General features: G+C 40.4%; 13 protein-coding genes. 2 read left to right on the forward strand and 11 right to left on the reverse strand.

The window, feature by feature from the left end:
- Positions 1 to 6 precede the first annotated feature (6 nt).
- The 7 genes from DYY65_RS06935 to DYY65_RS06965 form a co-directional block, all read right to left on the reverse strand.
- Complete coding sequence (locus tag DYY65_RS06935) at positions 7 to 432, reverse strand: Lrp/AsnC family transcriptional regulator (RefSeq protein ID WP_162477251.1); 426 nt, start codon at positions 430 to 432, stop codon at positions 7 to 9.
- Complete coding sequence (locus tag DYY65_RS06940) at positions 422 to 1,600, reverse strand: aspartate aminotransferase family protein (protein ID WP_162477252.1); 1,179 nt, start codon at positions 1,598 to 1,600, stop codon at positions 422 to 424. Before DYY65_RS06940 ends, DYY65_RS06935 begins: the two co-directional genes overlap by 11 nt.
- Entirely contained in the window at positions 1,600 to 2,400 is an 801-nt protein-coding gene (locus DYY65_RS06945) for a [LysW]-aminoadipate/[LysW]-glutamate kinase (protein ID WP_162477253.1), read from the reverse strand. Before DYY65_RS06945 ends, DYY65_RS06940 begins: the two co-directional genes overlap by 1 nt.
- Complete coding sequence (argC, locus tag DYY65_RS06950) at positions 2,397 to 3,449, reverse strand: N-acetyl-gamma-glutamyl-phosphate reductase (protein ID WP_370519317.1); 1,053 nt, start codon at positions 3,447 to 3,449, stop codon at positions 2,397 to 2,399. The genes DYY65_RS06945 and argC overlap by 4 nt, the downstream gene beginning before the upstream one ends.
- Positions 3,450 to 3,588: 139 nt before the next feature.
- Positions 3,589 to 4,431, reverse strand: coding sequence for a lysine biosynthesis protein LysX (lysX, locus tag DYY65_RS06955; RefSeq protein WP_162477254.1), 843 nt, complete (start codon positions 4,429 to 4,431; stop codon positions 3,589 to 3,591).
- The gene (gene lysW/argW / locus DYY65_RS06960) at positions 4,432 to 4,605 is read right to left on the reverse strand and encodes an alpha-aminoadipate/glutamate carrier protein LysW/ArgW (RefSeq protein ID WP_162477255.1); all 174 of its coding nucleotides are present in this window, start codon (positions 4,603 to 4,605) and stop codon (positions 4,432 to 4,434) included.
- Positions 4,602 to 5,825, reverse strand: a complete 1,224-nt coding sequence (locus DYY65_RS06965) for an argininosuccinate synthase (RefSeq protein WP_162477256.1) — start codon at positions 5,823 to 5,825, stop codon at positions 4,602 to 4,604. The genes lysW/argW and DYY65_RS06965 overlap by 4 nt, the downstream gene beginning before the upstream one ends.
- A gap of 462 nt (positions 5,826 to 6,287) precedes the next feature.
- On the opposite strand from DYY65_RS06965, the gene DYY65_RS06970 reads away from it, so the two are divergent.
- A complete protein-coding gene (locus tag DYY65_RS06970) occupies positions 6,288 to 7,202 on the forward strand; it encodes a winged helix-turn-helix domain-containing protein (RefSeq protein WP_162477257.1) in 915 nt (304 codons plus the stop codon).
- Between the two features lie 409 nt (positions 7,203 to 7,611).
- On the opposite strand, the gene DYY65_RS06975 is transcribed toward DYY65_RS06970, so the two are convergent.
- From DYY65_RS06975 to DYY65_RS06985, 3 genes are all read right to left on the reverse strand, one after another.
- Positions 7,612 to 7,755 carry a hypothetical protein gene (locus DYY65_RS06975; protein ID WP_162477258.1) on the reverse strand — a complete coding sequence of 48 codons (144 nt, stop codon included), beginning with the start codon at positions 7,753 to 7,755 and terminating at the stop codon, positions 7,612 to 7,614.
- Between the two features lie 113 nt (positions 7,756 to 7,868).
- Positions 7,869 to 8,012, reverse strand: coding sequence for a hypothetical protein (locus tag DYY65_RS06980; RefSeq protein ID WP_162477259.1), 144 nt, complete (start codon positions 8,010 to 8,012; stop codon positions 7,869 to 7,871).
- 160 nt (positions 8,013 to 8,172) lie between these two features.
- Positions 8,173 to 8,340, reverse strand: a complete 168-nt coding sequence (locus tag DYY65_RS06985; RefSeq protein ID WP_162477260.1) for a hypothetical protein — start codon at positions 8,338 to 8,340, stop codon at positions 8,173 to 8,175.
- A gap of 529 nt (positions 8,341 to 8,869) precedes the next feature.
- Here DYY65_RS06985 and DYY65_RS06990 point away from each other — a divergent pair.
- The gene (locus tag DYY65_RS06990) at positions 8,870 to 9,115 is read left to right on the forward strand and encodes a hypothetical protein (RefSeq protein WP_162477261.1); all 246 of its coding nucleotides are present in this window, start codon (positions 8,870 to 8,872) and stop codon (positions 9,113 to 9,115) included.
- Positions 9,116 to 9,820: 705 nt separating this feature from the next.
- Here DYY65_RS06990 and DYY65_RS06995 read toward each other — a convergent pair.
- Complete coding sequence (locus DYY65_RS06995) at positions 9,821 to 11,545, reverse strand: B12-binding domain-containing radical SAM protein (RefSeq protein ID WP_162477262.1); 1,725 nt, start codon at positions 11,543 to 11,545, stop codon at positions 9,821 to 9,823.
- Positions 11,546 to 12,295 lie beyond the last annotated feature (750 nt).

The raw sequence follows: 12,295 nt of genomic DNA on the forward strand, positions 1-12,295 counted from the left end.
GATAACTCATTTTATCGTTTTGAGTATAATCACCGTATTTGTGTCAGAAACTCCGGCTGTCTTACGGACATCATCAATGCATTTGTTAATTTCTCCGATACTAGGAGCGGCAATAATTACCGCTATGTCATATTGACCTGTTATTTCATAAATTACCTGCACGCCGCTTAACTTTTTGAGTTCCGAAGAGACTGCTGCTGTGTCAGAATTCGATCCAACAGATATAAGCGTAATCGCACTTGTTTTGCCACTTATGCCTAGCTCAATCGTAAATTGTGTTATGAGGCCGCTTTTCATCATATTCTTCACTCTCCTCCTAACGGCAGACTCTGAGAGACCAATTTCATTAGCTATGTCCACAAAAGGTCGACGTGAGTTCATTTGTAAAACTCTAACTATCTTCTCATCAAACTGATCAAGCTCAGTGGACATTTCGCCTCTTCTCCTCTGCTGAAATTACCTTGTCAATTATATTGACAGCCTTAGCTACAGTAGCTTCGTCCATTACAAGTGGAGGAAGTAACCTAATGACATTTCGTCCTGAATACAACATCAATAAGCCTTCGTTGATCGCATCAAGTAATAAATCTCTAACATCAAACCGCATTTCGACACCAAGCATCATACCTAGACCCCGTACTTCCCTGATAATTCTATGTTTCTCTTGTAGTCTTAGTAGCTTCTCTTTAAAAATTGTGCCAATCTTGCCGGCTTTTTCAACTAGTTTATCCTCGGTTAATGACTCCAGAGTTGCTAGGCCAGCCGCACAGGCCAAAGGATTTCCTGAAAAAGTAGAAGAATGTTCTCCCATCTTTATGCAATCGATGATTTCGGGCTTCGTTAAAGTCAGCCCCATTGGAACTCCCCCGGCAATACCCTTTGCAATACACATCACATCTGGAACTGTATCCCAATTTTGCCCTGCCCACATTTTACCTGTCCTACCAAGCCCGCTTTGAATTTCATCGAATATTAAAACCAAGTGGTGTCGATTACAAATTTCCCTAACTTTTTCGATGAAGTCGTCAGGTGGGACTATGATACCAGTCTCTCCTTGTATTGGTTCCAAAATGACAGCCCCTATCTTATCGTCTATTGCCTCTTCCAACTTGGACGCCTGGCCATAAGGAACAAATTTTACTCCTTCTAGCAGAGGTTTAAAGGAGCTACGGTATTTATCGTTGTAGGTAACCGATAGAGCTCCAAAGGTCTTCCCATGATAAGCACCTTTCATTGCTATTATTCCATTCCTACCAGAGAACTTGCGCGAGAACTTTAAAGCCGCTTCGACTGCCTCCGCACCACTATTACTGAAGAAAACTCTTTCTATCCCAGGAGGAGTCAGGGAGAACAATTTTTTTAGAAAATTTAATCTCATCTCGTTGAAAAGGGACATATGACATACTATCAATTTATCTGCCTGTTCTTTAATAGCCCGTACGACACGCTCGTTGCAATGCCCCACAATCGCTACGCCATACCCCCCCATGCAATCAACATATTCTTTATTAGAGATATCCCAAACCTTCGCGCCTTTACCACGATCAATGTCAATTGGAAAACGTTGGTAAATATGAGATAGGTAAAGATCTTCACTCATTAATTTGCAATCACCGTGCAGTTGTCGTGTGCCATACTTCTCGAGAAAGGCCTCTCGACCCTGCCTGAAGAAATAATAGCTTCTTTGACTCCATTTTGTAGAGCTTCAATAGCTGCTAACACTTTTTTTTCCATACCGAAACCGATCCTAGGGAGAGCTAGTCTTGCCTCTTCAAGTGTCATGTTTCTTACCAATTTATCATCCAGACGGACACCATGTACGTCCGTAACGAATATCACTCTTTCAGCGTTTAAAGCACTTGCAATGTATGCCGCAGCCCTATCGCCATCGACGTTGAGGAAGTCGTACTCTTCGCTTATTGCTACTGGCGATATTACAGGCAGGTATCCCTTTTCCAACAATAAAATCATTAATGCGGGGTCAACAGATCTTATTTTTCCTGTGTAGCCACCTTCTATCATCATTTTTCTGCCGTTGCTATTCAATATAGCCAATTTTTTTTTCCTATCAGCTTGCAAAAAACCCCCATCTATTCCCGAAATCCCAACTGCTTTTACACCCTCCTTAAGCAACATCCTTACAATGCTCTTGTTAATCTTGCCCGCCATGACCATAGTGAATATTTCGGCTGTCTCTTTATCCGTGTATCTGCTCTTTATGCCACCAGGAGACACGACAAACTCTTGCTTTTTTCCGAGTTTATTAGCGTTGGTAGTAACCTCTTTTCCTCCGCCATGAACTATTACTAGTCTGCCCTGTTCTGAAATATTTTTTAAATCATAGATGGCTGTTTCATGTATTCCGTCAACTACACTTCCCCCAATCTTTAGTACGTTCATACAGGTGTCACAGGAGTAAGTTTAAGACCATCAGTCTCGTTAAAGCCTTGCATAACATTCATGTTCTGTATTGCGGAGCCAGCTGCTCCCTTCATTAAGTTGTCAGACGCAGACAGAGCAACTATTCTCTGATTATCTTGATCAATATCAAAGCCAATATCGCAGAAATTAGAGCCCACTACAAATTTGGGATCTGGGAATTTGTAGAAACCTTTGGTGTCGCGAATAAGTCGAATGAATGGTTCATTGTTGTAGCTATCTCTATACATCTTCCACAATTCCAGCTCCTGGATTGGCCTCTTGAAGAATAAGTGATTTGTGACAAGAATACCGCGGACCAGGTTTACGGCGTGGGGACTCATACTGACCTTAATTGGGTGCTTCGCAAGTATTCCTAGCTCTTGCTCTATTTCCCCTGTATGTCTATGCTTCGCGGGCTTATATGGTCTAATCACGCCATATCGCATAGCGTGGTGTGTTCCAGCGTTAGATTCTGAACCGGCTCCTGATGAGCCAATTTTGCTATCTACTACTATATGGTCGGTGTCGATGATACTATTTTCTATCAGAGGCTTTATTGCAAGAAGAGAGGTCACAGCCATGCAACCGGGGCAGGAGACAAGTCTGGCTCGTTGAATATCTGCCCTATGAAATTCTGGTATTCCATACACAGACTTTGTCAGTAAATCCGGGAAAGGATGTTCCCATCCGTACCATTTAACATAATCCTTAGGATTTTTTAAACGGAAATCTGCAGAGAGGTCTACTACTTTGAGTCCCCTTTCATACAAATCTTTCACAATCTCATTTGATTTCCCATGCGGAACTGAAGTAAAAACGAAATCACACACGCTTGTCACCTTTTCAATATCCATTGGTGAAAAAGTGGTGTTGATAAAACCCTTCAAGCTGGGATGTACACGCTGTACATACTCGCCTGCTCTTTGTCTAGAGACAATCATTTTTAATTCAGCTTTTGGGTGTGAAACTAGCAAGCGTAGTAACTCTCCCCCTACGTAACCTGAGGCGCCAATTACGCCAACTTTCACTTCAATAGTCTCCTATCTAAAACTAAACACATTGTTGTTTCGTAAATGTGTATTTCACCTAAACGGAGGATTTTCTATTGGTCAATTTATATTTGTTGTTCACGCTAGTCTATAGTACGTAGAAGAACTTGGTGTTGATCTACCTTTTTACCAAGGCTAGAGCGTAATCTATAATGGCTTCTGAAATGTCAGTATTTGAAACTTTAGAAGCCCCTCGAAATTCCACAGTATTGTTAACTTCGTGGACTAAGAATCCCTTTTTATTATCCTCCATCAGGTCAACACCTAAAATACCGCCTCCTACAGCTTTAGCTGCTCGCATAGCTATTTGTTCTAGCTCATTGGTGATTGGCGCGCTTTCAGATTTTCCTCCTCTAGATACATTGGTCCTCCATTCTCTTCCNGCAGCTACAAGCCTATCTCCTACCACTATACACCTCAGATCACGAGGCGGACGCTCTATCATCTCTTGGACATAATAAATCCTTCCTAGAGCATTATCATTTTCTGCTCTCATTTCAATTATCATGTTAGCGACCTCCTCATCTTTCAGTAGACAAACGCCTCTTCCCCATGAGCCGATCATTGGCTTCAATACAATTGGAAACCCAACTCTCTCAATGACTTCCATTGCAGCTTCAGGACTGAAGGCAAAGTAAGTTTTAGGGGTAGGAACATTATGTTTTGCTAGGGCTATGGAAGTCATTAGTTTATTTCCGCAGGTCTCACTCACTCTAAACTTGTTTATCACTGGCATTCCAAGAAATTCAAGACAGGCGGTTAAATACAGACCTCTAAAATGACTTACATTCCTCTGCAGTATTATATCGCCCAGCTCGAATTCTTGACGATCGCTGTTGGTAGAAATCGTAAGGGTTTTCGCGTCAGTCATCCTAGCTCTTATTCCCTTCTTCAAAGCAGTGTCGTAGATGGATCTCTCTTCAAAGCGAACTTTATCGTATAAGATACAAAGTTCTACCATCTATTGCCCCCAATCTTCTCCTACACTTTCAGCTGGTTTCAATTCGACGCTATTCTGTGTCTTTGAGGTAACTTCAAAATCCGAACCACAATCCTGACATGCCACAATTTCTCCAACCAGAATATCATCTGGAATATTGATCTCAGCTCCGCATTCCTGACATTCCTTCTTCACTTTTTTCCACCCCCTTTTTGATTGATATTTAGGCGCATAGCTGCATCTATAGTATTGGCAATAGAGGACTGTAAGCTCCATAGCTCCACAAATCCTTTTGCCGCGGTTTGATCAAAAGTAGAGTCTGAAGTATATGTTGCAAGACTGTTTCTATAGAGAGAATACTTTGATTCTCTACCAACAATACGAAGGGATCCTCTCTGCATTCTTAATCTAACCTTTCCGCTAACCTTTTTCTGGGTTGAATCTATAAACTTATCCAAATGAGACCGTAAAGGCTCTTTCCATAGTCCTGAATAAACTAACCAACTCCAATGTTCGTCAACTATACGCTTAAAGCGTAATTCGTTCGCAGTCAGGACCAATTTTTCCAGGTCTTTGTGAGCCTCGATCAGTACAACTGCGGCAGGCGCTTCGTATATCTCCCTGGATTTAATGCCAACCGCCCTATCTTCCATGTGATCCACAATGCCGACTCCCAAGGACCCTGCTTTGTCATTTATGAATTTTATTAACTCAATTATGTGCATAGGTTGGTTGTCTACACAGATTGGAATCCCTTGTTCAAATTCAATCTCCATATATTCAACCCGATCGTCGTCAAATCTCACTAATTCAAAGGCCTCCTGTGGTGGCTCGCAACCGGCATCCTCTATTCTGCCTCCTTCTATCGCTCTACCCCATATATTTTCGTCAATACTAAACTTCTTAGCTTCAAGATTTATTCGTATACCTTGCTCAGCAGCAAATTTTAATTCTAGGTCTCTACTCAAGTTCATATCCCTAATGGGGGATAGAATTGTCATTTGTGGATCAAGCGCTCTAATCGTGGCATCGAATCGAATCTGATCATTTCCCTTGCCAGTACAGCCATGGGCTACTATTCTAGCCCCATGGCTATGTGCAACGTCAACAAGTTTAGCCGAGATTAAAGGTCTCGCCAGGGCAGTAGCCAATGGGTATTTTTCTTCATACAGCCCATTTGACTTGATACTGGGCAATACATATTGTTGTACAAACTCTTCAGTACATTCTTCGAAAATATGCTTTACCACTCCCATTTTTAGAGCTCGATTTTCGATATCCGCGAAATTATCTTTTTGGCCGCAATCTACCGTCAGACTAATTACGTCAAGGTTATGATGAAGTTGAAGGTATCTGATACAGACTGAGGTATCTAAACCACCGGAGTAAGCCAGAACTACCTTCTCTTTTGACATCTATTACTCGCCTCGGAAATCCAACACTACATTTAAATTTTTGCCACGGTAGCCTCCATCAAAGAATATCGGATAAAGACGGGAGATTTGAAGGATATCTCTTAGTATTTCGTTCCTATTCTGCAGCGATTTCAAGAGTTGTAGTACAAAATCTGACATGCCACTGAAAAGAGGAATATCATGGCTTGGATAACAATTGATTTAAGAATGTCACATTGCTGAATCCTACTTGTCCAACATCCCTTCATTTACTTATAAGTAGTATTATTTCGTATTCATTCACCTTTGTCTTTTATTTATAAAGTGTGCTCCAAGCACATGAGTTATGCTCTTATACATTGAGCGAATTTCAATTTATTGTTCTACTCCCAAGGTCTATTATTTTATAAACATCGTACGAGTCTCTGTCTTAGATTGCCGCTGCAGCAGTTAATACATGGATGTGCCCTGATTCCCTTTAGTTTGGTCAATAAAGGCAGATACACGCGTTATAATATTGAGGAGGTAAAGCGAAGAATTGTACGCGCCTTACACGAAAATTCAGGTGGACTATCGGGAGTTGAAATTGCATCAATCACCGGTATAAGCAGAATGACAATCACCAAATATTTGAATATTTTCGCAACCTTGAGACTAATTAAACCAAAAAAAATTGGATCTGTGAATGTATGGTTCATAGAACCAGGCACTGACGATTATGATCGTTCAGCCAATGTCTTCGAAATACAGCGGAGATTCATGGAGGCCATCTCACTGTGTGACGGGGACCACGCTCGAAATATTTTAGTTAACGTGATCAATTCGAAAGTTGACCATCTAAGAGTTCTTAGTGATGTAATAGCTCCAACCGTAAATACATTTAATGAATTATACAATAGAGGTCGTTTGGGCAAAACCGAACGACTCCATTTGGTGAGCTTGATAACTGAAATTCTCGATTATTTAAAATACACTGTCGCACCGGCCAAGAACAAGATTGGTATTTTTTCACTCTTCGTTGCAGCATCAGAGGACTATATTTTCTTTGCCAAGATTGGAGCTCTCGCCTTTCAGATGTTGGGTTTTAAAGTATTATATCTCGGAAACATCGAACAGCATATCGATCCATTTTTTGATATTGATTTTCAAAGGTATATGCAGAAACTTTGGGGGATCAGAGGAGGGCTTCTGATTACATGCATATGTTCTTCAGGAGAAGGATCACTTCAGTTTTTGTATTCGGTTATCAAAGCCCTCAAGCCTAAAGCAGGTATGGAGATTAAAATAGTGTTATTTACACCTAACAGCATTAGAAATGTTGTTGACAAGCTTGGAAGCGATTATGTTGCCAATGATCTATCATCACTGATTGAATGGGCTAAAAGCATTAACAGATAAGGCTATGTCGAGGCATGGGCTAAGCCAATGTATCTGATAACTGCTGTTACGTTTGATTTCTTTAGTCAATATTGGTGGTATGTCGAATAACTAGAATACGAAATATTGTACCTGCGTGCTGAATTTACCGATACGCAGATGTGGGCGTAGAAGTAATCATTAGCTATGTTGTTCCAAACTACAGATGCCATATATTCACCAAAGGGTCCGGTTTATTGAGGAAAAAGCAGATTCAGCTATATCCACCTCATATTGTATCCATGCTTCTTCTTCCATCGCTTCATGTCTCTCAGCTGTTCTAATGCAACCAATCTCCGTGATATACACCCATTAGCGTCTGTTGACGAGTTCTTAGCTACCTTGATAATATGTTTATCTATACCGATTCGATCCAGATACCGGCTGCCAATCATACTAATGGCTTCAGTATTGTGCCGTCAGAAACATCTTCTTTCTTAATATTCATTGAGACTATATGTTTTGTTCTTATGTCAACTGCCAAGAGTATCTTGACAAAGCCTCTCCTCCTTCTATTCCATTTATTGCGTATCAATCCATTCTTAGCGACCGGTCAACTTCCTTTGTTCCAGTGGAATCTACTCCTTGCTATAGTTATGACGTCTTTTGATTTACCACTTGGGTTCAGTTCTTGTACCTTTACTCGTGCTACTCTTCACCACCCGTCGTGTGATCTGGTACTTCTCCTATCAGTTCCTTCGCGTGACCAGACACCTTTACAAACGCTTCGAGCTGTAGGTATGGTAGGAGGTACGCATGTATAGTGACAAGCAGCAATATCAAGGAGTTCAAATAGAGATATTTTACCCGTACCTCTTAGAATGAGTCAACAAATGAAAGCTGAATAATTTTAAATTAGGGAGCGACCTAAACTGAGAATTTCAACTATTGCTGATACAATTTATGGCTAATAGTCTAGAATGGATCTCAAATTTGAAGGTATAATTCTGCATCAAAAATCCTCAACTAAACCAAGATTTTCGATCTTTGAATATATGGAATTTATCTGGGATTGAATTTCCAGCTTATCAATATCGTCTCCTGCCGCATCCTTCTTTTCGAAGAGCTCTCTGGCCTGCTCATGCAGTCCATTTCTGAGGTCTCGGATCGTGTGAACCATTTGTTATGTGAACGATAAAAAAATTAAATAGTATCGAATGTGAATATATTTTGTTCGACTAGACAAATTTAAGTTAGAGAGGAGTTTTCAATTGTCTGACCCTATGTGCAAGGGGCACATCCTAAATGGTTTACAATAAAGTTGATCATTTAGTTATATAATCATTATCACTTCATAAATATAGAAAGCCTAGCATTCTACCCATGTGTTGGGATTAAATTTTTTAAATCTTAGAAAATCCGATCAGAATGCATCGAATGAAGATTAGCATTGGTGACTTGATACAAAGGTATTGAAAGCAGAAGATGACATAGATCTTATCTCATTGTACAAGCATGCAATGGAGAGACGAAAACTACAGAGTGTTAGTCACTCTGCATGGGGAAGAATGTCTTAACATTTACTACGAGTGACTCGAACGTGCGAGGTGTGGAAAACAATATACAGGATCCAAGACGCAGGCCGTTTGACGCAGTTATATTAGACAATAAATTGCCGAAAATAAACGGGCTGGAAGTTGCGAGGAAATTTGGCAGTTAACCCATCTCAGAGAATAACCTTCGCTTCCGCATTCATGGAGGATGACGGTATTATGAAATCAACAAGAAATTTGAGACATTTCGAAATAATGCAGAAACCCTTCCGATTGACTGAACTTGTCGACACGCTAGAGTTCAGAGAAATTTATTTGGCACTTAAAAAACATAAGGTGGACATTGATGTAATTAGGGCCTGTAAATCCAACACATGGCCAGATCAAGGACTTGTTGAATAGGCTAGGAATTGTTAAGTGCACTAGATCTCACAATATCTGATAATACATGAAGCTAAAATTATCTAATTCAACTTCAAGAAGGAGATGCCACAGCGCCTATCGTAACTAAATAAAGTGAGGTCATCAGATACAGAAACCATAGGCTCCCATTTATCATCCCTGCTTTGGCTAATTCTTATTTGAGAGTAGAACATAAACGGACCGATTGGTCAAAATCCACATCCCAAGATTAAAATCGCATAGATTCGATATGGTTATTGGTAGCCTTGAAACAGGAACTTTTCGTTGAAGGTAGGATAAGCACAAAGAACTCCAATTGACTTCCCGCTTCATAACGGGACACAATAGGCATCTTAAAGTTCTATGAGCCAATTAATGGATTGGTGGGACAATCGCTCATGTTTCAGGTTCGAATTTCAAATTTTAAGGTATGAAAATTATCCTGGACACAAATTAGTTAATACAGAATTATTCGGATATATGAATACAATTACTTCATTGCACAAACTAGCTGGAAAGGAAAAGTAAGCAACTAACAGATGCTTGGACTGCAAGGTGTAGAGCACTAAAGTCTACCATTTTGAGATCAGAAAAGATGATTGTTTAGAGATATCTTACCTATCCACTTTTGATATATTTCAGTTTTTAGAGCAGCGCCTAACGTATCGGTTAATTAACGGTAGAGGTCTAATGCCGTTACTATATTTACCAATATTTTGCCTTAATGGTTTCTATGACCCGCTCATGGTCTGGACCCTTCTTTCTAGCGAATCGCTCCATCGCGCTCAACGGCACTCCGCCCAATGACCTTGCAAGTGCAGCAAAAAATAGATTCTTTATTGGATTGTCGCGACCCACCTTACGCATGAACTTCTGTATCCCATGTTTAAAGTTATGCTGCCATGTCTTATACATTACTCCGAGCTTTGGAGGGTCCATTGTATTTCCTATGTCAAAAAATTCTGATTTCTCTAAGAGACCTATAGGAACAAATGTAAGAGGAGTCACTGTGAACTTTGAATCTGGTTGTTCGGTTTCAAGTTCATGGATTAATTTGATTGTCTCCCAGCTGTCTTCAGGGGTTTCATCGTTATTCAAGCCCATTATGATGGTAAAGGCTGGCACCCAATAGTTCTCGTTGAGAGTCTTTACAGCGGTTTTGACAACCCAATGCCATTCAGTAGGTTGATATGGAGCAAGCTTTCTGTCAGCGTACTTCCCTATCAACCTAGTGCTACCAGTTTCGAATCCACACTGTATACCAATGTGATTCGTTGAGCTTGCTTTAATGATTTTGGAAATGTTTGGAAGTAGTTTTTCATCAGCAATCGCTCCTGCCAAAGTGCCGTGTGTTGGGTTCGTGTGTTCAACACCTGTTGCCATAATACCCTTGAACAATTCTTCTATGGCCTCTCTATTGGGTTGCATGTTTTTGGTAGTTCTGGGATTTAATCCATAGACAAATATATCATCGCTATGGACCCATGCGTTCTTCAATCCGCCAAATTTCATATTCACTTCGATTTCTTTCTGCACCTTCTCTACTGGATAGTATCTAAGTGGTCTCAAAGTCACATCACAGAACTTACATCCTCGGCCGCATCCTCGCATTACCTCCACTTGGCCGTGCATGCTTGGACTTATGATGTTAGGAATCTCATCAATTGTGGGCTGGTCCCAACAATGTATGAATCTACCATGATATTGTTTTCCATTCTTAAGAAATTCCTTAATTTCAACTTTGAATTCTGTCCTCTTAAAAGGATTGGAAACATCCATTTCTCCATTAATAAGGGCGTCGAAAAATTTACCTCCGTTTCCGTCAATTTCTGGCCCAATTCCACCTAGATCACCTTCCACTATTCCATATAGTCCATACTCCTCGATCTTTGCGGGGTCATAGTTGTACTGCCAGGTTCCAGAGGCGCCGGCTATAATTTTGGCATTGCTACCGGTTCTACGCTTTGCGGCTAATATTCTCTTATGTAAATGTCTACTATAGTATTCATCATAAGACATCTGCTTCCTACCGTAAGTAAAAGTCATAGTAACAGGTCCCATGCCTAACGGGTCCATTTCGTAAGTTCCCACTACTTCAGTTTCAGGCCCGATAAACTTTTCAATATGATCTGGATGGGCTACTACTACTTGATCTCTTGGATATCCGTCTCTTACTAAGGCTGCTTCGACCTTTCTGAGGCCGTATGGTGCGTAGTTAGCTAGACCATTTGTATGTTCTATAGGATTACAGATGAAGTCAAAAAGTAGTTTCGGAGTGACTTGTTGACCCAAGACTCGATACCAAAACGTACTATGATTTCTTTGCAGATCAAGGGCCGGTGCGCAACCAAAAAATGATGCGAGAGAGATTCCCCTATAAGGTGACATGAGGGTACGGTCTGCACTTAGCACTATTTTTGGGTATTTCATAATATTTTCCTACTTCTTTAAATCCTCTGATGTCCTTCATATAATTATACCGATAACATTTTAAATTCGACGGCAACGGCACTAGTAAATCGAGACTAATCCGATTTCTCTAGAATTCGTATAAACAACTCGTTCTGTAAACTCTCTGGACCCGCCCAGATGTCGCCGTGATACTTTGCAACTTTGGGAATTATTATGGTCATTCAGATGTTTTGAATTTCGTGTTCTCGATGCTAAATAGTTGAGAATAAATAAAATCCAAGTGGATGTGAAGGTTTGATCCGAAGAATATATGTTGAGTCTAATAAAGGTGTTCATAAGAGTGTTTAAATACACCATGTAGGGCATTTGACAGAGCAAGCATTAGGAAACTTTGGTGAAGTCAACATCAATCAAGTGTTTCCGGATCCTAAGTTTTAAAAATATGTAAACATGTGGTATATGGATGCAAAATGAGGGTTACATCAATTGCTTGTCACGAACTCACGAACTATGCATAGAATTTACTTAGGATTAGGCCCGCATCCATTGAAGTACATAAAGAAAATGCCTGCACAAGCATTCACATGAACCCTTAGACTCTCGTTGGTCGAATGCATATGCATATTGGAATTATCGACGACCCACAAACGTATCAAACATGCCAATACTACAAATTGTCACGTGCTGTATACTCGCTCTATATATTTCCAGAACTAAAATTGCATCATTTGATGTCTGAACTGCAATCAAATTTTCTAAGGATAGCAG

The organism is Nitrososphaera sp. AFS, from assembly GCF_009898475.1.
GTDB lineage: Archaea > Thermoproteota > Nitrososphaeria > Nitrososphaerales > Nitrososphaeraceae > Nitrosopolaris.